Origin of the sequence: Streptomyces sp. NPDC055955, from assembly GCF_042270245.1 — a bacterium.
In the GTDB taxonomy this organism is placed as follows: domain Bacteria; phylum Actinomycetota; class Actinomycetes; order Streptomycetales; family Streptomycetaceae; genus Streptomyces.
On record NZ_JBHJYS010000017.1, the window covers coordinates 122,633 to 143,842 of the forward strand.

The 21,210-nt window shown below is 70.1% G+C and carries 18 protein-coding genes; 7 read left to right on the forward strand and 11 right to left on the reverse strand.

The genetic code is table 11. The features are described 5' to 3' along the window. Positions 1-142 precede the first annotated feature (142 nt). The 4 genes from ACFC96_RS30140 to ACFC96_RS30155 all read right to left on the reverse strand — a co-directional run bounded on the left by ACFC96_RS30140 (position 143) and on the right by ACFC96_RS30155 (position 4,505). Complete coding sequence (locus ACFC96_RS30140; protein ID WP_376615065.1) at positions 143-793, reverse strand: AAA family ATPase; 651 nt, start codon at positions 791-793, stop codon at positions 143-145. 34 nt (positions 794-827) lie between these two features. Beyond that, complete coding sequence (locus ACFC96_RS30145; RefSeq protein ID WP_376258637.1) at positions 828-1,661, reverse strand: ABC transporter permease; 834 nt, start codon at positions 1,659-1,661, stop codon at positions 828-830. A gap of 51 nt (positions 1,662-1,712) precedes the next feature. Beyond that, a complete protein-coding gene (locus tag ACFC96_RS30150; protein ID WP_376258639.1) occupies positions 1,713-2,735 on the reverse strand; it encodes an ABC transporter ATP-binding protein in 1,023 nt (340 codons plus the stop codon). A gap of 450 nt (positions 2,736-3,185) precedes the next feature. After that, positions 3,186-4,505: an NYN domain-containing protein gene (locus ACFC96_RS30155; RefSeq protein ID WP_376615066.1), complete on the reverse strand. Its 1,320-nt coding sequence runs from the start codon at positions 4,503-4,505 to the stop codon at positions 3,186-3,188. Positions 4,506-4,812: 307 nt separating this feature from the next. Between ACFC96_RS30155 and ACFC96_RS30160 the strand changes: the two genes are divergently transcribed. Beyond that, complete coding sequence (locus ACFC96_RS30160) at positions 4,813-4,992, forward strand: hypothetical protein (protein ID WP_116502594.1); 180 nt, start codon at positions 4,813-4,815, stop codon at positions 4,990-4,992. Positions 4,993-5,107: 115 nt separating this feature from the next. Here ACFC96_RS30160 and dnaE read toward each other — a convergent pair whose 3' ends face one another. Further along, entirely contained in the window at positions 5,108-8,647 is a 3,540-nt protein-coding gene (gene dnaE / locus ACFC96_RS30165; RefSeq protein ID WP_376258644.1) for a DNA polymerase III subunit alpha, read from the reverse strand. Positions 8,648-8,930: 283 nt separating this feature from the next. On the opposite strand from dnaE, the gene ACFC96_RS30170 reads away from it, so the two are divergent. From ACFC96_RS30170 to ACFC96_RS30190, 5 genes are all read left to right on the forward strand, one after another. Then, a complete protein-coding gene (locus ACFC96_RS30170; protein WP_376258645.1) occupies positions 8,931-10,256 on the forward strand; it encodes a DUF2252 domain-containing protein in 1,326 nt (441 codons plus the stop codon). A gap of 83 nt (positions 10,257-10,339) precedes the next feature. Next, on the forward strand, positions 10,340-11,026 hold the full coding sequence (locus ACFC96_RS30175) for a hypothetical protein (RefSeq protein WP_376258647.1): 687 nt from the start codon (positions 10,340-10,342) through the stop codon (positions 11,024-11,026). Positions 11,027-11,087: 61 nt separating this feature from the next. Next, on the forward strand, positions 11,088-11,897 hold the full coding sequence (locus tag ACFC96_RS30180; RefSeq protein ID WP_376615068.1) for a thioredoxin domain-containing protein: 810 nt from the start codon (positions 11,088-11,090) through the stop codon (positions 11,895-11,897). Positions 11,898-12,005: 108 nt separating this feature from the next. Beyond that, the gene (locus ACFC96_RS30185) at positions 12,006-13,703 is read left to right on the forward strand and encodes an alkaline phosphatase D family protein (RefSeq protein WP_376615070.1); all 1,698 of its coding nucleotides are present in this window, start codon (positions 12,006-12,008) and stop codon (positions 13,701-13,703) included. A 318-nt stretch (positions 13,704-14,021) separates the two neighbouring features. Further along, the gene (locus ACFC96_RS30190; RefSeq protein WP_376615072.1) at positions 14,022-15,020 is read left to right on the forward strand and encodes a zinc metalloprotease; all 999 of its coding nucleotides are present in this window, start codon (positions 14,022-14,024) and stop codon (positions 15,018-15,020) included. An 18-nt stretch (positions 15,021-15,038) separates the two neighbouring features. Here the strand turns inward: ACFC96_RS30190 and ACFC96_RS30195 are convergent, their stop codons facing one another. The 6 genes from ACFC96_RS30195 to ACFC96_RS30220 all read right to left on the reverse strand — a co-directional run bounded on the left by ACFC96_RS30195 (position 15,039) and on the right by ACFC96_RS30220 (position 20,572). Then, positions 15,039-15,608, reverse strand: a complete 570-nt coding sequence (locus ACFC96_RS30195) for a dienelactone hydrolase family protein (RefSeq protein ID WP_376258654.1) — start codon at positions 15,606-15,608, stop codon at positions 15,039-15,041. A 52-nt stretch (positions 15,609-15,660) separates the two neighbouring features. Next, positions 15,661-17,247: a Na+/H+ antiporter gene (locus ACFC96_RS30200; RefSeq protein WP_376615074.1), complete on the reverse strand. Its 1,587-nt coding sequence runs from the start codon at positions 17,245-17,247 to the stop codon at positions 15,661-15,663. Between the two features lie 166 nt (positions 17,248-17,413). Continuing rightward, a complete protein-coding gene (locus tag ACFC96_RS30205; protein WP_376615075.1) occupies positions 17,414-17,911 on the reverse strand; it encodes a GNAT family N-acetyltransferase in 498 nt (165 codons plus the stop codon). 2 nt (positions 17,912-17,913) lie between these two features. Next, entirely contained in the window at positions 17,914-18,855 is a 942-nt protein-coding gene (locus ACFC96_RS30210) for an RluA family pseudouridine synthase (protein WP_376258659.1), read from the reverse strand. Between the two features lie 61 nt (positions 18,856-18,916). Then, entirely contained in the window at positions 18,917-19,498 is a 582-nt protein-coding gene (lspA, locus tag ACFC96_RS30215) for a signal peptidase II (RefSeq protein WP_366119651.1), read from the reverse strand. Between the two features lie 102 nt (positions 19,499-19,600). Continuing rightward, positions 19,601-20,572, reverse strand: a complete 972-nt coding sequence (locus ACFC96_RS30220; protein ID WP_376615077.1) for a TraR/DksA family transcriptional regulator — start codon at positions 20,570-20,572, stop codon at positions 19,601-19,603. A 345-nt stretch (positions 20,573-20,917) separates the two neighbouring features. On the opposite strand from ACFC96_RS30220, the gene ACFC96_RS30225 reads away from it, so the two are divergent. Then, a complete protein-coding gene (locus ACFC96_RS30225; protein WP_266565245.1) occupies positions 20,918-21,109 on the forward strand; it encodes a DUF1059 domain-containing protein in 192 nt (63 codons plus the stop codon). Positions 21,110-21,210: the final 101 nt, after the last annotated feature.

Here is a 21,210-nt window from a genome sequence, read left to right on the forward strand (position 1 = left end):
GACCGGAATCGCCGCCACCTCTCGACGCACGACAGGTCCTCGGCTAAGTACCGAGGACATGTCGAAGAGGACGCGCAAGCGCAAGTGGCGGATCAGGAAGCACAAGGCCAATCACGGGCGCAGGCCCGCCTGAGAACCGCCCTCAGGGTGCCGGAGGGGTGTCCTGCGGGTAGTGGGTGTCGAAGTACGGGTCGGGATCGCGGGGCCCGAAAAGGCCGGTCAGGCCGAGGTGCACGATCATCGCGGCGAGCGGCCAGGCGAGGAGCGCGCCCTTCGCCTTGAGTTCGAGCGGCGCGGCGAACGTGACGCCCTTGCCGACCTCCTTGGCGTGGGCCGCCACGTCCTGCGTGGGGCCGAGCCAGATCCCGAAGCGCCAGGCGAGGAGCCCGCCGAGCAGTCCGCCGACGGCCAGGGCGACCACGAGCGGCACGCCGCCGCGCTTGCGCCACAGGAACACGGCGACGGCGCTGACCACGCCGAACGCGAGGCCCAGCAGGGTGAACGTTCCGTCGACGCCGACGGCCTGCTCGCCCTCGGTGTCCTTGAGGTAGACGGCCTGGGCGTCCGCGATGAGCGGCACCTGCGGCGCGAGCCACACCCACAGCGCGCCCAGAAGCAGCCCGCACACGGCCAGCGCGACCGTGACGACGGCGGCCTCCCGCAACTCGGTCCTCATCCCTGGCCCGTCCTCCTGGTGCTCGTGAGCTTGAGACGGCACAGCGCCCGCGGGCCCGGAGGCCTGCCAGGGGTCGTGCTGGGGTTGCTGGGGTCGTGGCGTCAGCGGTGCGGTCACCCTGCCATCGTGCCAGGCCCCCGCGACACGCGCGTCACCGGACGGCTGCCCGGCGGTACGCCCAGGTGGCGAGGGCCAGCGAGGCGACGCCGACACCCGCGCAGACACCCAGATCGAGGAGCACGACGCCCCAGTCCGGATGCGCCCCGAAGGTGCGGGCGAAGGCCTCGACGCCGTACGTCGACGGCAGCAGATCGCGCGCGTACTGGATGACGTCCGGCATGCGGTCGGCCGGCAGAACGCCGAGCAGGAGTGCCGCGGACATGCCCAACTGGCCGAGCAGCGTGGCCAGTTCGGGCCGCGGGGCGAGCAGTCCGAGCGCGGCGCCGAGCCCGGAGAGCGCGGCACCGGCGAGCGGGATGACGGCGGCGAGCACCCACAGGTGCGCGAGCGGAAGCTGGAACATGACACAGCCGACGACGGCGGTGACCACGGTCCCGGGCACGGTGAAGGAGGCGTACGCGCCGGCGGCGCCCAGCACCACGGCGGCGGGCGGCACGGGCAGCGTCGCGTAGTGGTCGAGCCCGCCGGCGGCCCGCAACTGCCCGAAGTACTGAGCGAGCAGATTGAGCGCGACGAACGCGACGACCAGAACGCTCGACCCGGCCACGACAGCCTGCGCCTCCGGGCCCCCGTCCACGACGCCCCGCATCAGAATCATGATGCCGACGGACTGGAAGGTGGCGACGAAGAGCAGCGGGATCCTGGCGACGCGCGCCCTCGAGAGCTGCGCCCGGTACACGGCGGCGAGGGACGGCAGCAGCCGGGCCCTCGGGGCGAGCTCACCGACGGCGTCACCCTCGGCGCTCAGCCCGCTCGCGCCCGCCCGGGCGCCGCCCTGAAGGACCTCAGCGGGTACGACACTCACGGTGCGCGACTCCTGTCGTGACTGTTCCGTCGGATACGGGGGGCGCCGTGTTCACGACTTCACCAACCCCTTGGCCTCGCCACCGAGCGCCAGGTACACATCTTCCAGGCTCGGCGTGGTCAGGGAGAAGTCGTCCAGTGCGGCGAACGCGGGGCCGCCGGTGACGGCGGCGACGGCGGCCCGCGCCTCGTCCGGGCCGAGCCGCAGCGACCAGCGGCGCCCCGACTCGGCGGCACTGTCGCGCAGCGCGGCGACGGCAGGCACGTCCAGGGGAGCCCGCTCCCGCCACACGAGCTCCACGCGCACCTCGCCGGCGACCTTCTCCTTCAGCCCGGCCGGGGTGTCGCAGGCGATCACGCGCCCGCGGTCGAGCACGGCGACGCGATCGAGCACGGTCTCGGCCTCGATGACGTTGTGGGTGACCAGCACGACGGTGGCGCCGTTCTCGGCACGCCGCCGGTCGACGGCGGCCCAGACGGCCCGCCGGGCGACAGGGTCCATCCCTGTGGTCGGCTCATCGAGCACCAACAGCGGCCGCTCCCCCACAAGCGCGGCAGCGAAGCAGGCGAGCCGCCGCTGCCCACCGGAAAGCTTCTTCAGGGGCCGCGACGCAATCGCCCCGAGCCCCAGCTCCTCCACCACGGCGTCCCGCTCGGCCCGGGCCGTACGCAGATCGAGCCCCCGCAGCCGCCCGGTGGTCTCGGCGGCGAGCGACACGGTCAGCTCGTCCAGAGCGCTCGACTCCTGCCCCAGATACGCCAGAATCCGCGAGGCCCGCTCAGGGTGACGCACGATGTCGTGCCCGAGAATCCCGACGCTCCCGCTGTCGGGCCGCATCAGCCCGGTCAGCTGCCGTACGAGGGTGGACTTGCCGGCACCGTTGGGCCCGAGCAGCCCGAAGATCTCCCCGCGCCGGATCTCGAGGGACACCCCGTCGGTGGCCCGGACCGCAGCGCTCCCGGGCGCTCCGCGACGCCCGCGGGTGGCGGGATACGTCCGCACGAGATCCCGCACGACGCACACCACATCCCCCCGTCGCCCTCTGGGGGCCGCCTGTGCCGTGCGCGTACTCACGAAGGACGAGAGTACGGGGTCGAACCCTCCGGACGACGCCCGGGTAGGGACATGCCACCGAAAACGGGCCGCTTCCCCCGCCCGCACGGAAGACACCGGCCCGCCGTCCCCACCCGAAACCGACACGCACCGCGCACCCACAACCGAACGCCCCGCATCCGCGCCTGAACGGAAGGGGCCGGGCCGGTATGTCCGCCCGGAGCCGGCACACACTACTGACGCGCACGAATTCCGACGCCAGACCATCCAAGCGAGGACGGACATACCGGCCCGGCCCGGCACCCACGACGAGCGCGAGCAAAACCGAAAACAGCCCCCACGCGACAAGGACCACCCGGCACCCAGCACCCAGCGCCCGGCACCCGGCACCCGGCACCCGGCACCCGGCACCCGACCAAGAACACCACCCCGGGCAAGAAGGCCATCCCGGGGCAAGCCGCCCGCCCCCGACTACTCCGCAGTCACCCGCTCCGCAGCGCTCCGCACATCGACCTCGCGCCAGAACCCGGCCCGGATCGCATACCGATCGTGCTCGTCGATCTGATCGTCCTTGTGGGCGAGCAGCCCGAACCGCGCGGCATACCGCAGCAGCTCCCCGTCGATACGATGCGGCACCCGCGGATACATGGTGGACAGCTTCTGCAGCTGAACCTGGTCCCCCAGCCGTTCCATCCACCGCCGGGCGAACACCTGCCCCACCTCGAAGGGGTCACCCCCGACGGTGGTGATGTCCTCCTCGCGGTCGGCCCACCGCTGCTCAGCGGTGGTCAGCTGGGCCAACGTCGGCAGGGACGCCGCGTCCGCGGACTCCCCCACGACCCCGGGCCGCTCGACCCACCCCTTGTCGGACGACCACCGCAAGGTGGCGTTGGCGGGCTGCTGCCCGGGATGGACATGCGGATGCACCCCGAGCCCGGGAGCGGCGCCGGGCCCGCGCAGGGCGGCAAGGTCCTTGGGCGTGGGGACCCCCTTCCCCGCGCCGCCCCGCTCGTCCTCGGTCGCCCCACCGTGACCCTCGCGCGCGGCCACCCCATGATCGATACCGTCGGCGACCGGCGCGCCCCCCTGCCCGCCGCCGGGGGCACCGCCGGCTCCCGGCACATCGGCGAGATCCGCGGAGTGCCCCGCCGCGGAGGCAAGGGCCGACTCGGGGAGCGGCGCGGACAGGATCGCCGCGATCTCCGGCCGCGGAGCGGGCTGCGGCGCACAGATCCCGCCGACTTCCTTGGCCCGCACGGCCTTGGTGATCCAGGCCCGGTCGAGCACACGCCGCTCATCCGCTTCGGCGACGAGGTCCTCGGACTGGTTGTAGTCGCCGTCGGCGGCCTGCACGGCCCACAGGTGCACGGCGACCCCGTGCTCCTTCGCGGCCATCATGCCGGGCAGCAGATCGCCGTCGCCGGTGACGAGCACGATGTCGGAGCAGGCGCGGTTTCGGGCGAGTTCGGTCAGCTCGGCGTGCATCGCCGCGTCGACCCCCTTCTGCGCCCAGCGCCCGTCGCTACGGGTGAGCGCACCGAGCCGCACGGTCACGCGGGGCATCACGCGCAGCCGGCGGTGCTCGGGCTGGGGCACCCGGTCCGGCGCCCCGTCGAACCAGTAGATCCGCAGAAGTGGCCGCTCGGTGTCGGATTCGGCGCGCTCACGCAGCCCTTGGACGAGGGCGACATGATCGACGGTGATCCGGGACCGGGACGGCTCCCCCGCGAGGAGACTCGCGGCGGCCCCGAGCAGGTAACCGGCGTCCACCAGGACGATGCAACGGTCCACGCGATCCACCCTCTTTCGCTGAATTACCGGCGTCCGGAGGTCCCACGGTGTCGAAGATCGCGGGTTCGCCTCGGGTTTCCTTCGAGTCTGCCCGACCGCACGGGGGTTAACGGCCCGAACTCGATCTTCGGCGTGGCGGATCGGACGAATTCCCGAAGCGGCCCGCTCACAGAACTCCCGTCGCGCTCCGGACAACGCCCTGACAGCGCTTATAACGCACGGTAATTCTCTGAAATGCGTGCCTCGTCAGCATATGTGAATCTGAATCCGGCCCTGGCCCCTAGACCCCCCTCAGGAGGCAGTCACCATGGCCAAGAACAAGAACCGCAAGCAGGGCGACCAGCGCAGCCGCGCCTCCGCCTCCGAGCAGGCTTCCGAGCAGGCCAAGTCGGCCGGTATGGAAGCACAGTCGGAGATGCAGTCGCAGGCTCAGGGCACGCCCGCGGATGTTGCCCGTAAGCACCAGCGCCGCTTCGGCCACAACTGACGCCTTCCGTAAGGCACGTGGCCCTTTGGGCACACGGTGAGGGGCGCTCCCGGAGGAATCCGGGAGCGCCCCTCACGCACGTAATGACCATGGCCTCAGGGCCTCTCGGCCCGCGTCAGCCCGCCAGGCAGGACGGCCCGAGCAGCACCTTCAGGTCGCCGAAGAGCGCGGGGTCGGGCTGCACGCGATGCCGGTCGAGCCGCAGCACCGTTGTCTTACGGGCCCCTTGGAGCTTGATCCGCACCTCGCTGTTGCCCTTGTGGTGGCTGAGGATCTCACCGAGCCTGCTGACCATCGGCGGGGTCACCTTCACCGTGGGGATGGTGATCGTCACGGGCGCGTTGGTCCCGGCGTTCGACAGGTCGGGGACCATGAGTTCCATCGCGACGAGGCGCGGCACGTCCTCGCGCTTGTCGAGGCGGCCCTTGACGAACACGACCGCGTCCTCGACGAGTTGGGTCGACACCAGCTGATACGTCGCCGGGAAGAACATGCACTCGATGGAGCCGGCGAGATCCTCGACGGTCGCGATGGCCCAGGCGTTGCCCTGCTTGGTCATCTTGCGCTGGAGGCCCGAGATGATGCCGCCGATGGTGACGATCGAGCCGTCCGAGTAGTCGCCGCCGGTGAGCTGCCCGATGCCGGCGTCGGCCTTGTCGGACAGTACGTGTTCGAGGCCGAACAGCGGGTGGTCGGAGACGTAGAGACCGAGCATCTCGCGCTCCTGGGCGAGGAGATAGGTCTTCTCCCACTCGTCCTCGGAGAATTCGACGTCGAGCCCGAAGCCCGGCTCGCTGCTGTCCTCCTCCCCCATGCCGCCGAAGAGGTCGAACTGGCCCTCGGCCTCCTTGCGCTTGACCTGCACGACGTTGTCGATCATCGGCTCGTACTGTGCGGTGAGGCCCTTGCGGGTGTGCCCCATCGTGTCGAACGCGCCTGCCTTGATGAGCGATTCCGTGGTGCGCTTGTTGCAGGCGGCGGCCTCGACCTTGTCGAGGTAGTCGGGGAAGGAGGCGTACTTCCCCTTCGCCTTGCGGCTGCGGATGATCGACTCGACCACGTTCGTACCGACGTTACGGACGGCGGAGAGGCCGAAGAGAATCACGTCGTCGCCCTGGGCGGCGAAGTTGTGTTCCGACTCGTTCACATTCGGCGGGAGAACCTTGATGCCCATGCGCCGGCATTCGTTCAGATAGACCGCGGACTTGTCCTTGTCGTCCTTCACCGACGTGAGCAGCGCGGCCATGTACTCGGCCGGGTAGTTCGCCTTGAGGTAGGCGGTCCAGTAGGTGACGAGGCCGTACGCGGAGGAGTGCGCCTTGTTGAACGCGTATCCGGCGAACGGCACCAGAACGTCCCACAGGGCCTGGATCGCCGCGTCGGAGAAGCCCTTCTTCTTGGCACCGGCCTGGAAGAGGACGAAGTTCTTCTCCAGTTCCTCGGGCTTCTTCTTGCCCATCACGCGGCGCAGGATGTCGGCCTCGCCGAGCGAGTAACCGGCGATGATCTGGGCGGCCTTCTGCACCTGCTCCTGGTACACGATGAGGCCGTAGGTGAGACCCAGGGTCTCCTTCAGCGGCTCTTCGAGCTCCGGGTGGATCGGGGTGATCTCCTGGCGCCCGTTCTTGCGCTCCGCGTAGTTCGTGTGCGAGTTCATTCCCATCGGGCCCGGCCGGTACAGGGCCGAGACGGCGGAAATGTCCTCGAAGTTGTCGGGCTGCATCTGGCGCAGCAGCGAACGCATCGGGCCACCGTCGAACTGGAACACGCCGAGGGTGTCGCCGCGGCAGAGCATCTCGTACGTCTTGGGGTCGTCCAGCGGCAGGGAGAGCATCTCCAGGTCGATGCCCTTGTTGGCCTTCACCATCTTGACGGCGTCGTCCATGATCGTGAGGTTGCGCAGGCCGAGGAAGTCCATCTTCAGCAGGCCGAGCGACTCGCACTGCGGGTAGTCCCACTGCGTGATGGTCACGCCGTCCGTGTGCCGGACCCAGATCGGGGCGTGGTCGACGATGGGCTCGCTGGACATGATGACGCCGGCGGCGTGCACGCCCATCTGCCGGACCAGGCCCTCGACGCCCTTGGCGGTGTCGATGACCTTCTTGACGTCCGGCTCGTTCTCGTACATCCCCCGGATCTCGCCCGCCTCGCTGTAGCGCGGGTGGGCGGGGTCGGTGATGCCCGACAGGTCGATGCCCTTGCCGAGGACGTCGGCGGGCATCGCCTTGGTGAGGCGGTCGCCCATCGCGTACGGGTAGCCGAGGACGCGCGCGGAGTCCTTGATCGCGTTCTTGGCCTTGATCTTTCCGTAGGTGCCGATCATGGCGACCTTGTCGGCGCCGTACTTCTCGGTCACGTACCTGATCACTTCGACGCGCCTGCGCTCGTCGAAGTCGATGTCGACATCGGGCATGGAGACGCGCTCGGGGTTCAGGAACCGCTCGAAGATCAGGCCGTGCGTGATCGGGTCGAGGTCGGTGATGCCCATGGCGTACGCGACGATCGAACCGGCCGCGGAGCCTCGGCCGGGGCCGACCGCGATGCCGTTGTTCTTGGCCCACATGATGAAGTCGGCGACGACCAGGAAGTACCCCGGGAACCCCATCTGGATGATGATGTCCATCTCGTACTCGGCCTGCTTCTGCCGGTCCTCGGGGACGCCGCCCGGGTAGCGGCGCTCCATGCCGACCCGGACCTCCTCCTGGAACCAGGTGACCTCGGTGAAGCCCGCCGGGATGTCGAACTTCGGCATGAGGTCGCGCTTCTCGAACATGCCGGTGGTGTCGATCTGCTCGGCGACCAGGAGCGTGTTGGCGCAGCCCTCCTGCCAGGCGTCCGAGGAGTCGATCGCGTACATCTCGTCGGTCGTCTTGAGGTAGTAGCCCGTGCCGTCGAAGCGGAAGCGGTCCGGGTCCGAGAGGTTCTTGCCGGTCTGGATGCACAGCAGGGCGTCGTGCGCGGTCGCCTCGTGCGCGTACGTGTAGTGCGAGTCGTTCGTCACCAGGGGCGGGATGCCGAGCTTCTTGCCGATCTCCAGGAGTCCGTCGCGGACCCGGCGCTCGATCTCGATGCCGTGGTCCATCAGCTCCAGGAAGTACCGGTCCTTGCCGAAGATGTCCTGGTACTCGGCGGCCGACTTCAGGGCCTCGTCGAACTGGCCGAGGCGCAGGCGCGTCTGGAGCTCGCCCGAAGGGCAGCCGGTCGAGGCGATGAGCCCCTCCGACCACTGGGAGATCGTCTCCTTGTCCATGCGTGGCCACTTCTGCAGCCAGCCCTCGGCGTACGCGTCCGAGGACAGCTTGAAGAGGTTGTGCAGGCCCGTGCTGTTCGCCGCCCAGATCGTCTTGTGGGTGTAACCACCCGAACCGGACACGTCGTCCCGCTTCTGGTGCGGCTGGCCCCACTGGACCTTGCGCTTGTTGCGCCGGGACTCGGGGGCGACGTACGCCTCGATCCCGATGATCGGGACGACCCCGGACTTCTTCGCCGTGTGGAAGAAGTCGTACGCCCCGTGGAGGTTGCCGTGGTCGGACATGGCGATGTGCGTCATGCCCATTTCATTGCAGGCGTTGAACATGTCCTTGAGCCGCGCGGCACCGTCCAGCAGCGAGTACTGGGTGTGGACGTGCAGGTGCGTGAACGGCGGCTTTGACACGGGTTCGGCCTCCAACGGAAAAACGGAAAGATACGGACCGGCGACAGGCTGCGGGCAGTCGTACGGACAGCTTGGAAGTCTACGGGGGGCCACTGACATATGAGATGGACTCTGCGGCGGCAGCGCCCCGCCGAGGGGCGGAGGTCAAGTGGCGGGCCGACGGGCACTCGGGGGTACGGTCGGGCGTTGGACAGAGCAGGACAGCTGTCCCCCATGGCACGATCCACGGTCATCATCCGCCGTCACCCCCGACGGCACGGCCCGCACCAGGAGGCACCCCGCGATGTCGGTCCCGCAGCCCACCGCTGAACAGCGCGGCGAGCAGATCCTCACCGTCTTCGACACGGCGTTCGGCGAGCTCCTGGCCGCCGACCCGGCGGCGTTCCGGGTCAAGTTCCGGAAGATGGCCTCGTCCGCGTTCGCGTTCTACCGCGGCACGGCATGCCTGTTCTACGCGGACCTGGAGCGCGAGCGGCACGGCGGCCCGTACCTGGACGACCGCACGGGCCGGGTGTGGATCCACGGCGATCTGCACGCGGAGAACTTCGGCACGTACATGGACTCCACGGGCCGGCTGATCTTCAATGTGAACGACTTCGACGAGGCGTACGTCGGCCCCTTCACCTGGGACCTCAAGCGTTTCGCCGCCTCCGTGGCACTGATCGGCTACTCCAAGGCGCTCAGCGACGAGCAGATCACCGAACTGGTGGGCACGTACGCGGGCGCGTACCGCGAGCGCATCCACGCGCTGGCGACGGGCGCGAAGAGCGACGAGGTGCCGCCCTTCACCCTGGACACCGCCGACGGTCCGCTCCTGGACGCGCTGCGCGACGCCCGCTCCCTGACGCGCTTCGGGCTGCTCGACTCGATGACGGAGATCCGTGACTTCGAGCGCCGCTTCGCACCAGGCGGCGGTTCCATCGAGCTCGACGCGGCCACGCGCTACAAGGTCCTCGCGGCCTTCGACGGGTATCTGGAGACGCTTCCCGAGTCGTCCCTGGCCCGCCCCGACTCGTACCGCGTGAAGGACGTCGTGGGGCGGCGCGGCATCGGCATCGGCTCCGCGGGCCTGCCTTCGTACAACATCCTCCTGGAGGGCAACAGCGACGCCCTGGAGAACGATGTCGTGATCTATCTCAAGCAGGCGCAGACGCCGGCCGTGTCGCGGCACATCACCGACGCGACGATCCGCGACTACTTCCAGCACGAGGGCCACCGCACGGTGATCTCGCAGCGCGCCCTCCAGGCACACGCGGACCCGTGGCTGGGCTGGACCGAGCTGGACGGCTCGGGGCAGCTGGTCGCCGAGGTCTCGCCGTACGCGGTGGACCTCGACTGGTCGGACATCGACGACCTGGACGAGATCGCCGCGGTCGTCGCCGACCTCGGCCGGGCCACGGCGACGATGCACGCGGCGGCCGACGACCTGTCCGGGCAGTCCCTCGTGCCGTTCTCCACGGAGCGGGCCATCGACGCGGCCATCGCGGCGGACGAGGACGGCTTCGCGGGTCTGCTGGTCGATTTCGCGCACGACTACGGGGCACGCGCGCGTGCGGACCACCAGATCTTCGTGGACCTCTTCCGCAACGGCCGGATCCCCGGCCTGTAGGCCACCGGGGCCGACAACGCTCCCATAACGCACAGCGACCCTTTAGGGGTCCCTTACAGGAACGCGTGGCACACTCCTCCGCGATGGACGACATATCCGGGACCCAGCTCAGAGCCGTGCGCGCGGCGCTCTTCACGGCGCTCGTCGTGACGCTCTCCGCCGCGTCGCACGTCCTGCTGTCCCGGGTCCCCCTTCCGGTGGTGACGGTGGCGGCCACGGCCTTCGCCGTCTTCGTCCTCGCGTACGCGCTGGCGGGGCGCGAGCGGAGCTTCGGCCGGATCGCTGCCCTGCTCGTGCCACTGGAGCTGGCCGCCGACACGGTGTTCACCACGGGCCAGCACGTCTGTTACGGCGCGGCGGGCGGGCCCGTCGCCGGGCCGCTGCGCGCGGTCGGCCTCGACGTCCTGTGCGGCGGCGTCGGTACGCCGCTGGCCCGCATGGCCGGCGGCCACACCGACAGGGCGGCCGCCCTCCTCGCGCACACCGACCCGGCCGCCGCCTGGCTGCTCCTCGGCGCGCATGTCGCCGTGGGCCTCCTCGCCGCCGCCTGGCTGCGCCGCGGCGAACAGGCACTGGCCCAGCTGCTGCGCGCGGTCGCCGGTTTCACCTTCCGGCCGCTGCTGATCGCCTTCGCCGCGGTGCGGGCCCACCTGGAGCCCGTACGCCGCCTGCCGCGGCGCCCCTCGCGCCGGGTGCGGGCCGCCCGTACGCAGCTGTGGGCGCACTCCGTGGGACGGCGCGGACCGCCGTGCGTGGCCCTGGCCGCCTGAGGCCCGGGCACGGCACAGCAGTCCCCCCGAACACCTCGCAGAACCCACACGGAGAACGATCATGAGCCAGAGGAACAGCCAGGCCGCGAAGACGGCCGCCCGCGAGCGCCTTCGCGTCGAGCGCGAGCGGCAGGCCAAGAAGGAGAAGACGAAGCGGCAGGTGACCGTCGCCGGTGCCATCGTCGCCGTCCTGGCGATCGCCGGCGGCATCGGTTACGCCGTGATGCAGGCCAACAAGCCCAGCTACTGGGAGGCCGCGAAGGACGACAAGCTGGTCGCGCCCGCGAACACGTCGGGCAAGAACGGGACCACGGTCGTCGTCGGCAAGGACAGCGCGAAGAAGACCCTCCAGATGTACGAGGACCCGCGCTGCCCGATCTGCGCCACCTTCGAGCAGACCGTCGGCTCGAACGTCGACAAGGACGTCGAGGCCGGCAAGTACAAGATCCAGTACATCGGCGCGACGTTCATCGACAACAGCGACAACGGCGAGGGCTCCAAGAACGCCCTCAGCGCCCTGGGCGCCGCGCTGAATGTCAGCCCGGAGGCGTTCCTCCAGTACAAGACCGCCCTGTACTCGAAGGCCAACCACCCCGAGGAGACGGACGACAAGTTCAAGAAGGACGCCTACCTGATCAAGGTGGCGAACACCGTCGACGCCCTCAAGAACAACAAGGCGTTCCAGAAGGACGTCAAGGACGGCACCTACGACAAGTGGGCGCTGACCATGTCGAAGAAGTTCGACGCCAGCGACGTCAAGGGCACGCCGACCCTCAAGATGGACGGCAAGACGCTCACCGGGCCCGATGGGAACGCCCCGATGAACGTGGCCGACTACACGACCGCGATCGACATGGCCCTCAAGGCCTGACGGTCCTGCCGGCTGATGACCCGGCCGGCTGACGCGCCGTCGAAGTGTGGGCGAACTCTTTGGAGTTCGCCCACACTTTGCTTTTACTGGTCAGTAATGTGATCACTCGTGACCAGTCGACTCAACATAGACAGCCCCCTCGGCGCCGCCGCCGATACGGCCGACTCCCTTGCCCCGCGCCGCCGTTCGGTCGTGAAGGCCGCCGCCGCCACGGCCGGGGCCGCCGCCCTCGCCCCGCTCGCCACCGCGCCCCCCGCGCACGCGGCCGACGGGCCCGCCTTCCTGCACGGCGTCGCGTCGGGCGACCCGCTGCCCGACGGCATCCTTCTGTGGACGCGCGTGACGCCCGTCCCCGACGCGGTTCCCGGCTCCGGAACGGGCCCCGACACGGACGTCCGCTGGGAGGTCGCCCAGGACAAGGACTTCCGTCAGGTGGTCGCCCACGGCACCATCACGGCGCGGGCGTCCGCCGACCACACCGTCAAGGCCGATGTGAGGGGCCTGCTCCCGGCGAGCGTCTACTACTTCCGCTTCTGCGCGCAGGGCCCCCAGGGCGCCGTCTCCCCCGTGGGCCGTACGCGCACGGCGCCCGCGCTCGACGCGCAGGCCGCGGGCATCCGGTTCGGCGTGGTCTCGTGCGCCAACTGGGAGGCCGGCTACTTCTCCGCGTACCGCCATCTCGCCGCCCGCACCGACCTGGACGCGGTGCTCCATCTCGGCGACTACATCTACGAGTACAAGACCGGCGAGTACCCCGAGGCCAAGTACGTCGTACGTCAGCACGAGCCGCGGCACGAGATCCTCACCCTCGCCGACTACCGCGTGCGCCACGGCCTGCACAAGACCGACGCCGACGTGATGGCCGTGCACGCCACGCACCCGCTGATCGCCATCTGGGACGACCACGAGTTCGCCAACGACGCCTGGTCGGGCGGCGCGGAGAACCACACACCCGGCACCGAGGGCGACTGGGCGGCGCGCCGGCAGGCCGCCCAGCAGGCCTACTTCGAGTGGATGCCGGTGCGCCCGTCCACCGCAGGCACGGTCTACCGCCGTCTGCGCTTCGGCAAGCTGGCCGATCTGCACCTGCTCGACCTGCGCTCGTTCCGCTCCCGGCAGTCGGCCGTCGGCAACGGCGACGTGGACTCCCCCGAGCGCTCCATCACCGGGCGCGCCCAGCTCGACTGGCTCAAGGAGGGCCTGGCCGCGTCCGACGCCTCGTGGAAGCTCGTCGGCACCTCGGTGATGATCTCACCGGTCGCCTTCGGCTCGCTGCCGGCCCATCTGCTGGAGCCGCTCGCCGAGTTGCTCGGCCTGCCGACCGGCGGCCTCGCGATCAATGTCGACCAGTGGGACGGCTACACGCACGACCGCAAGGAGCTGATCGGGCACCTGCGGGACAAGGCGATCCGCAACACGGTCTTCCTCACCGGCGACATCCACATGGCCTGGGCGAACGACGTGCCGGTGACGGCCGGAACGTATCCGCTCTCCCCGTCCGCGGCCACGGAGTTCGTCGTCACGTCGGTGACCTCCGACAACCTCGACGACATCCTGCACGTGGCTCCGAACACCATCTCGACGGTGGCGGAGGGCGCCGTCAAGGCGGCCAACCGCCATGTGAAGTGGCTGGACATGGACGCGCACGGCTACGGCGTCCTCGACGTCACCGCCGAGCGCTCGCAGATGGACTACTACGTCGTCTCCGACCGCAGGGATCCGGCCGCGACGACCTCGTGGGCCCGCTCCTACCGCACGCTCGACGGCACGCAGAAGGTCGAGCGGGTGAACGCGCCGGTGCGCTGACCCGGCCTCCGGGTGGCGGACGAGGGTCCAATTCCAGCCACTCGTCGGCGCGTTAAGAACAGATCACAGCACTACGGCGGGTGGTGCCGTCCGCGGATCGAATGCGGACACACCACCCGTCGCGGTAACCGCTCCCGTTACGTACGGATCTCAAACTCCGGACGCCACACCAAAATTTCTTCCCGTTGCCCCGAATTGCCGGAGGAAGAGCGGCAATTGATTGGGCCAGAACTTCGCTCTTCAGGAGATGACATGGCCACGTAATCTCCCCGCGGCGGCGAGGAAGTCCCTCTCCCCACCCGTCCGCGAGGAGTCCGCATGACCACGCTTGCCCGAATATCTCCGCTGATGCGCCGTCGGCTGATCGGCACCGCGCTGGTGGCCGGAACCCTGGCCATCGCCCCGCTGTCCGCCCCGTCGGGCAGCGCGGCGACCGCCAAGGCGTCGGTCGCCGCGGAGAAGTGCGCCGACAGCGGCAACGCCGTGGCACGCGAGAAGAAGCCCACCGGCGCCGCCCACGCGCAGGAGCCGAACGAGGTCAGCGCGGCCAGGGCCAAGTCCATGGACGCGGACATGCAGCGCAGACTCGACAGGATGCGCGCCGACGGCACACTCTCCAGAGGCCTCGCCGCCGCGTCGACCACGATCCCGGTCTACGTCCACGTCATCCACGACGGCGCGACCGGCAACCTCACGTCGAACGACATCGCCCAGCAGATCGACGTCCTGAACGCGGCCTACAGCGGCCAGGGCACCGGCAACAACGACTCGGGCTTCACGTTCACGCTGGCCGGCACCGACTACACGGACAACGCCGCCTGGTACAACGGCATCACGCCGGGCTCGGCCGCCGAGAAGTCCATGAAATCCTCGCTCCGCAAGGGCGGTGCGAACGCGCTCAACTTCTACACGGCCAACCTCGGCCAGGACCTGCTCGGCTGGGCGACCTTCCCGTCCTCGTACAAGTCGAACCCGTCCGACGACGGCGTGGTCGTCCTCGACACCTCGCTGCCGGGCGGCTCGGCCACCAACTACAACCAGGGCGACACGGGCACCCACGAGATCGGCCACTGGATGGGGCTGTACCACACGTTCCAGGGCGGCTGTAACGGCAACGGTGACTACGTCTCCGACACCCCGGCCGAGAAGAGCGCCGCGTTCGAGTGCCCGACCGGGCGCGACACCTGCACCAACAAGACGGGTGTCGACCCGATCCACAACTTCATGGACTACACGTACGACTCCTGCATGTACCAGTTCACCGCGGGCCAGGTGCAGCGGATGAAGGACAGCTGGACGGCGTACCGCGCGGGCTAGCGGACCGCGGGACGGGCCCTACAGCGAATCGAGGAAGCCGAGCGCCACCCGCCAGGTGGCCTCGGCCGCCTCCGCGTCGTAGTCCGGCAGTTCGGGGTCGGTGTAGAGGTGACCGGCGCCCGGGTAGCGGTAGACCTCCACGTCGGCGCCGGTCCGGCCCATCTGGAGGTACCAGGCGCTCAGCCAGTCGTCGGTCTCGAACGGGTCGGGCTCGGCCACGTGCAGCTGGACGGGCAGTTCGTCCACGGACGCGTTCTCGGCGATGTCCGAGGTGCCGTGCAGGAGCAGCAGGCCGCGCGCCTTCTCGTCGCCGAGGGCCAGGGTCTGCGCGATCGAGGCGCCCAGGGAGAAACCGGCGTAGACGAGCCCGCGCTCGGAGTAGGGGGCGGCGGCGAGGATGGCGCGCTTGAGCAGCTCGTCCTTGCCGGTCTCCTCGTTGAAGGCCATGCCGTCCTCGACGGTGTCGAAGGTGCGGCCCTCGAAGAGGTCCGGGGTCCACACCTCGTGTCCGGCGGCCCGGAGCCGGTCGGCCGCGTCACGGACGGCGGGACGCAGGCCGTACGTCGAGTGGAAAAGCATGATGTCCATGTGGCCCATGGTGCCATCCGGGGGCGCCCGCGCCCGTCAGCGGCCGTGCTCCTCAGCGCAGGCTGCGCACGTCGAGGTGGCGCAGTACGCGGTCCACGATCTCGGGGTCGGCGCCCGGCTCGCTGCGCGCCGCGAGCACCTCGTGACGGGCGGCCGAGAGCATCTCGTTCTGGATGCGGCGCACGCGCTTGATTCGCGAGACGCGCTTGGCGTGCGCCTCCTTGCGTTCCTCGCTGCCCAGTTCGGGGTCGATGCGCAGTCCGATGTCGTAGGCCCTGCGCGCCATCTGGTCGGAGAGGTCGTCGGGCAGCTCCTCGACCTCCTCGATCTCCTTCAGCCGTCGCTTGGCGGCCCTGGCCGCGCGGAGCGCGAGCTGCTGCTCGAACTCCTTCTCGGCCTCTGCGTCCGCCTTGACCCCCAGCTTCTTCACCAGCCAGGGCAGGCTCAGCCCCTGGAGCACGAGGGTGCCCATGATGACGCCGAACGCGATGAAGACGATCTCGTCGCGGTCGGGGAACGGCGAGTTGTCGTCCATGGTGAACGGGATGGCGAGGGCCAGGGCGACGGAGGCGACCCCGCGCATTCCCGCCCACCACATGATCACGGTCTCGCGCCAGGAGATCGGGATGTCCTCGTCGACGTCCCGCCGCACATGCAGACGCCGCGTCAGCCAGGTCGCCGGAAGCAGCCACAGCAGGCGGACGAAGACGACGACCGCCACGACCGTGCCGGCCCAGCCGAGCATCTCGCCCCATCGGCCGGCCGCGGTCCTGATCGCGTTGTGCAGTTCGAGGCCGATGAGACCGAAGGCGACGCCGGTGACGAGTGTGTCGACGATGTCCCAGAAGGCGCGGCCGGTCAGCCGGGTCATGACGTCGTCCGCGTCGAAGGCGTACTCGGCGAGGAACAGCGCCGTGACGAGTACGGCGAGCACACCGGAGCCGTGCAGCTCCTCGGCCAGCACGTACGAGGCGTACGGCATCAGGAGCGTGAGGCCGATCTGGAGCGTGGAGTCGTCGAGGAAGTCCATCAGCTTGTTGGCGGTCCAGCCGATCACGAGCCCGACGGCGAGCGCGACGACCGCGGACAGCAGGAGCGAGACGACGGCCTCCGGCCAGGAGAAGCCGCCGCTCACCACCGCGGCGATGGCCACGTGGTAGAGCACGATCGCGGTGACGTCGTTGAACAGGCCCTCGCCCTCCAGGGTCGACACCAGGCGCCGGGGCAGGCCGAGTTGACCGGCCACGGCGGTCGCGGCGACGGGGTCGGGGGGCGCGACGAGGGCCCCGAGCGCGACGGCGGCGGCGATCGGCAGGCCCGGCACGATGGCGCTGGCGACGAACGCGACGGCCCCTGTGGTGACGAAGACCAGGGCCACGGCGAGCAGGAAGATCGGTTTCTTGTTCGCCGCGAACTGACGCCATGACGTGCGCTTCACGGCCGCGTAGAGCAGGGGCGGCAGGAGGATCGGGAGGATCAGGTCGGGCGGGACCTCGACGTTCGGCACGACCGGGAGGAGCGCCAGACTGATGCCGAGCAGCGTCATCAGGACGGGCGCGGGCAGCCCGAGCCGGTCTCCGAGGGGCACGCTCAGCACGGCCCCGAGCAAGAGCACGAACAGCAGGGCCAACTGATCCACGGTGCGCACCCCGGCGAGTAGCGGCGGTCAAGCCATCGGACGATCAAGTCCCCAGCGTGCCACGCACATCGCTCTGTGGTGATTTGTGGCGCGGGTCGGCGCCGCGCGGACGCCGGACCGGCCCGTCGAGACGCGAGTCAGGCCCGCCACCGGCCGTGCTCCGCGCTCAGACCTGCGGCTGCCCCAGCGTCTTGCGCATCGCGCGGTGCGCAATCCCCGCGTCGGGGAACTCCGGTCCGTACACGGCATAGCCGAGGCGCTCGTAGAACCCCAGGGCATGCGTCTGGGCGTGCAGGTCCACGGCGACGAGCCCACGCTCCGCCGCGGCGTCCTCGATGGCCCGCACGAGGGCCGCGCCCACGCCGAGCCCGCGGGCGGCCTTCGCCACCGCGAGCCGCCCGAGCGCGCCGACCCCGGCGTCCCCGCCGTTCTTCGCCACGGCGGCGGCGCCCGTCAGCAGCCGCCCCGTGCCGAGCGGCTCACCGTCGGCGCGCAGCGCCAGCACGTGCACCGTGCCGGCCCCGTCGTCGTACTCGTCGTACTCGAGTTCCTGAGGAACCCGCTGCTCGACGACGAAGACCTCCTGGCGCACCGCGAAGCACGCCGTGCGGTCGGACTCGCTGTCGGCGACCCGCACCACGTACGGGGAAGAGGGCTGCGGCACGGTCACGAGCTTTCCGCCCGGACGCGGTCCAGGGCCGTCTGCAGATCATCGGGGTACTGGCTGGAGAACTCCACCCACTCGCCGTCGGCCGGGTGCTCGAAGCCGAGCCGCACGGCGTGCAGCCACTGGCGCGTGAGGCCGAGCCGCTTGGCGAGCGTCGGGTCGGCGCCGTACGTCAGATCGCCGACGCAGGGGTGCCGGTGGGCCGACATGTGCACACGGATCTGGTGCGTACGCCCCGTCTCCAGCTTGATGTCGAGCAGGCTGGCGGCGCGGAACGCCTCGATGAGGTCGTAGTGGGTGACGGAGGGCTTGCCCTCGGCGGTCACGGCCCACTTGTAGTCGTGGTTCGGGTGGCGCCCGATGGGGGCGTCGATCGTGCCGCTCATCGGGTCCGGGTGCCCCTGGACCAGCGAGTGGTAGCGCTTGTCGACGACGCGCTCCTTGAACTGCCGCTTCAGCGTCGTGTACGCGCGCTCCGACTTGGCGACGACCATGAGGCCGGAGGTGCCGACGTCGAGCCGGTGGACGATGCCCTGGCGCTCGGCGGCGCCGGACGTGGAGATCCGGTACCCGGCGGCGGCGAGGCCACCGATCACGGTCGTCCCGGTCCAGCCGGGGCTGGGGTGTGCGGCGACGCCCACGGGCTTCATGATCACGACGATGTCGTCGTCGTCATGGACGATCTCCATGCCCTCGACGGGCTCGGCGACGATCTGCACCGGGGCGGGCGCCTGCGGCATCTCCACCTCGAGCCAGGCCCCGCCGTGCACGCGCTCGGACTTGCCGACCACAGAGCCGTCCACCGCGACCTTCCCCGCCGCGGCGAGCTCGGCGGCCTTGGTGCGGGAGAAGCCGAACATGCGGGAGATGGCGGCGTCTACGCGCTCGCCCTCCAGGCCGTCGGGCACGGGCAGGGTTCGGATCTCGGGAAACGTGCTCACCCATTGAGTATGCAGGAGCCCGCCGACGCTCCGGACCGCGCGGGGTGAAGCCCCTGGTCCCTCAGTCCTTGTGGACGGTCCCGTCCGGGTCGAGCCCCCGGAACGAGAGGAGCACGATCAGGATGCCGCCGCACACGATCGCCGAGTCGGCGAGGTTGAACACCGCGAAGTCCTTCGGCGCGATGAAGTCGACCACAGCGCCTTCGAAGACGCCGGGCGAACGGAAGATCCGGTCGGTGAGATTGCCGAGCGCGCCGCCGAGCAGCAGCCCCAGGGCGATCGCCCAGGGCAGGCTGTAGAGCTTGCGGGCGAGCCGGGCGATCACGACGATCACGGCCGCGGCGATCACGGTGAAGATGATCGTGAAGGCCTCGCCGATGCCGAACGCGGCGCCCGCGTTCCTGATCGCCTCGAGCCGCAGCCAGTCACCGAGGAGCTCGATCGGCTCGTGGTGCTCCAGCCTCGCGACCACGATCATCTTGCTGACCAGGTCGAGGGCGTACGCGAGGGCGGCCACCGCGAACAGCACGGCGATCTTCCGCTTGCCCTTGGGCCGCTCCTGGGCCTCCCCGCCGTTGTCCGGCCCGTCTGCCCCCGCATCCGGGGTGTCCGGAGTACCGATGACGCGCTCCGCCTCTGCCACGTGAGTCCCTCAACCTAGGTACCTGACTGAGGACGAGAGTACGGCACACATGTACGCCCTCAGCAGCCCAGGAGCGACTGTGTGGCGTCGCGCGCGGCGGGGTCAGGAACGGCGCTCCTGCTTCTGCTTGCACTCGACGCACAGGGTCGCCCGCGGGAAGGCCTGCATCCGCGCCTTGCCGATGGGGTTCCCGCAGGTCTCGCAGATGCCGTACGTCCCCGCGTCGAGCCGCTCCAGGGCGCGCTCGGTCTGCTGGAGCATCTCCCTGGCGTTCGCCGCCAGCGACAGCTCGTGCTCCCGCGTGATGTTCTTCGTGCCGGTGTCCGCCTCGTCGTCGCCGGCTCCGTCCCCGGAGTCCCGCATGAGCCCGGCGAGGGACTTCTCCGACGACTCGATCTCGCTGTTCAGGCGCAGCGCCTCGCTCTGGAGCTCCGCCCGCGCCTCCTCGACCTCCGCCGGGGTCCAGGGGTCCTCGCCCGGCCGTACCGCGAGCTCGTCCGGCGCGGCCGCGACCCTCGCCTTCGGCACCGCGTGGGACTCCTTCGGCGTGGCCGTGCCAGGGGTCTTCTTCGCAACCACAGTCGTGGCTCCCGTCTTCTCCGCGGCCGACGCCGCGCCATCGGCCGCGGACGCGACCGTCTTCTTCTCCGCGGTCTTGTGGCCGGTGGCCTTCTTGACCGCGCTCTTCCTGGCGCCCGTTCTCCCGGCCGCGCCCTTCTCGGCGGCGGCGCTCTCCGCTTCCGCGGAGGTCTGCGTGGACGTCGTCCTCGTGGTGGGCTTCGCGGCCTTCTTCGACTTGGCGGTCCTCGTGTTGTTGGTGGCCTTGGTCGCCTTGGTCACGGGCCCGGCGGCCGTCTTCGCGGCCTTCGCCGTCTTCTTGGCGGCCGCGGTCTTCGTACCTGCCCTCTTCGTAGTGGCCTTCGTGGCCGCCGTGCTCTTCTTGGCGGCCGTCTCCGTCGCGGTGCCCTTCTTCCCGGCAGCGGGCTTCTTCGCGGCCGGGGCCGCCTTGGCCGCCGCCGTGGCGGGCACCGCCTCCTCGGCCGCGGCCTTCACGCCGGCGGATACCTCTCGCACCCCCGCCGGACTCTTTTTCGCCACCATGGCCGCGGCCCCTTCACATTTTGTGATCTTGCACGCGAATCGTGCTGGGACGATAAATCGACTTCTGACCCGCGGCAACGGGGCACACCTCCCGATGCGCCCGCCCCGCGCGTCCCGCGCGGCAGACCTGCAAGCGTTGTGCCCAGCTCCCCGCCGGGTAATCCGCCGAGGCCCCGGGCCCGAGGATCCGCCGCGCCCCATGTCGCCATTCGGGTCAGTCCACACGGCCGTGACCGGCCCGGCGAAAGCCCTGGACGAGCCCGTCTCGTGGCACTCCGGAGGAATAAACTGGGGCAGAAGATGAGAAGGTGCATCATCATGCGCAAAGTAGTCGACTGCCGTGACATGCCGAGCGAGACGAACTGCACGCTCGCCATCACGGGCGAGGAGGACGAGGTGGTCCGCGCCGCGGCCGAGCACGCCGTGTCCGTCCACGGTCACACCGACACCCCCGAGCTGCGGAACATGATCCGCAGCGGACTCAAGGACGAGACCCCTCAGCACGTCTGACACCTGCCGCCCGGGGCCCTGCCGTCGCCCACCCGAAAACCGGTCGGCCGCGTGCGCCCGGGCCCCGTACACTGGGCGGAGCGAGAAGCGTGGATGGGGCC